This window comes from Moorena sp. SIO3I6, assembly GCF_010672095.1.
Genome location: NZ_JAAHHU010000956.1, coordinates 1 through 1,884 on the forward strand (window position 1 = coordinate 1; position 1,884 = coordinate 1,884).

General features: G+C 35.1%; 3 protein-coding genes. All 3 read right to left on the reverse strand.

Annotated elements, in window-relative coordinates; all coding sequences use genetic code 11:
* Positions 1-163: 163 nt before the first annotated feature.
* Positions 164-325, reverse strand: a complete 162-nt coding sequence (locus tag F6K49_RS44890) for a hypothetical protein (protein WP_293108547.1) — start codon at positions 323-325, stop codon at positions 164-166.
* Positions 326-395: 70 nt separating this feature from the next.
* Positions 396-1,349, reverse strand: coding sequence for a hypothetical protein (locus F6K49_RS44895; protein ID WP_293108550.1), 954 nt, complete (start codon positions 1,347-1,349; stop codon positions 396-398).
* Between the two features lie 43 nt (positions 1,350-1,392).
* Positions 1,393-1,884, reverse strand: a 492-nt coding sequence (locus F6K49_RS44900) for a hypothetical protein (protein WP_293108553.1), incomplete at its 5' end; no start/stop codon positions are given.

Genomic DNA, 1,884 nt, shown 5'->3' on the forward strand with positions numbered 1-1,884 from the left:
AGATTGGTTTGAGTAAGCTTTCCAGCGTAATTCATCCCTATCCAACTCAAGCAGAAGGAATTAAAAAAGCGGCAGATGCCTATCGCCGCACCCTCTTAACACCAAGAACTAAAACATTTTTAGAATTCCTGACCAAGCTTTCTTAGGGAAAAAGGGGCGTTGCTTAATAATGGAAGGATTTTAAGAGTTTTCTGGAATGGGCATCTTGGTGGAATGGGCATCTTGCCCGTTCCAATTCCCGGCGGCCAGGATGCCCACTCCACTCATAATAGGACTTGGTCAGCTCTCCCCATTTCCCTATCTCCCGACTTCCTAGGGTTTCCAACTAATCCGAAGATTCGTTTGATAGTAGCTGACTCTAACAATCAGCTGTTTCCATGAATTCATCCCTTTAACTAATCAGCATCCTTCCATCCTTCAATGGTTGCTACTAAAATATTGACTAGTGGATGGTTAATGGCTTCCTTAAATGCCTCAGTTCCGCCTGATTTTAGGGCACCAACTACCCGTGATTTCAGGGTTGGGTTATTTTCAATACGGTCAGCAGCTTCCATTACTACAGTCATCTTTTCGGCAGTGGTTGTAGTTGGGTAGGCTTGTGATAGTTGTTCTAGTAGTTGCTGTATTTCTGCGGCTGCTTCTGTTAAGGTTTGCTTTTTCTGAGATTGATCAATATTTTGATTACCGGTGAATGTACCAGAGTTGTCTCCTGTTAAGCTACCTACAGCACCAAAGTTATTACCGCTAATTTCTACCTTTTTGGAGGGATTTGCTTCAGACATAGACTTGCTCTCAGCATTCGCTACACTTTTAATATATATCAAAGCTTTGCCTCTGGCTGTAAAAATCCAAGTAATTATTATGCCAAAAGTAAAAACTAAAGGTTGAGGAAGTGAATCAAGTTTCAAAAAGGGTTCAAACAATCTTCGGAAATTATGAAAAGGTGGTGAGATGTAAGAAAATCTTATGCCTCTTTCTAGATTATCAACAGACCAGGTGATTGTTTGACGATTATCGTAGGGTTCGCCATATTCAATATTTATGCTGTCTTTGGCTTGAAGAAATGACCCTACGGGAAAATCAACTAATTCTATTAGAGATTTTGGGCAAATATCATCGATACAATTTACTTCATAAAAATTTGAGTTAAACCCAAAGAAGGAAATATAAACTTCCTTTACTCCCCAACCTTTATTGTTACTTTTTAGTTTTCTATTCAATATAATACTTCGTGTTTTTTTATTTGGCTTTTCAATCAAATTCAAGTTGATATATCCTTCAAGATATCCTTCTTTTAACTCTCTATTTATAATATGTTGTTTTAAGTCTTCAGTATTCGTACATACCAAAACATATTCGTAAAATCTAAAACCGGAGTAAAAGTATGTTGGCTTATCTTTTTTTTTTAAGCGCTATGCACCCATTATTTTCCTGGTTCAAGGTTTCTGTATCATGTTGTATACGCGGGATAAATTCTAACTTTTCTTTTATATCGAATAGATCGTAAATATTTAATTCTTTGTTGTTTTTTAGGTTGACTGTTAATTTATAACTATGGGATAAGTTCCTATTAAGGGATAATTCCTCAATAGTAGGAACAATAACAGGTGGATCAGGCGGCCAAATTAACAATAAAAATGATACATACCCTATTAATAAATTTAATAAAAACAAGTTTATTAAAAAACATGAAATACATGAAAAAATTTTTTTTAAATGTCTTATAACATAAGATATTATACCAGATTTAAGCAAACAAGCCAAAACAATTCCTAAAGATAATACACCAGCGGTAAAATAGTTAATAAAGAGTGTTCCTAGGACTATATATACAACTAACAAGTAAAATAATAGAGTTAAAACCGCTCTGGCTTTAAAAATAAA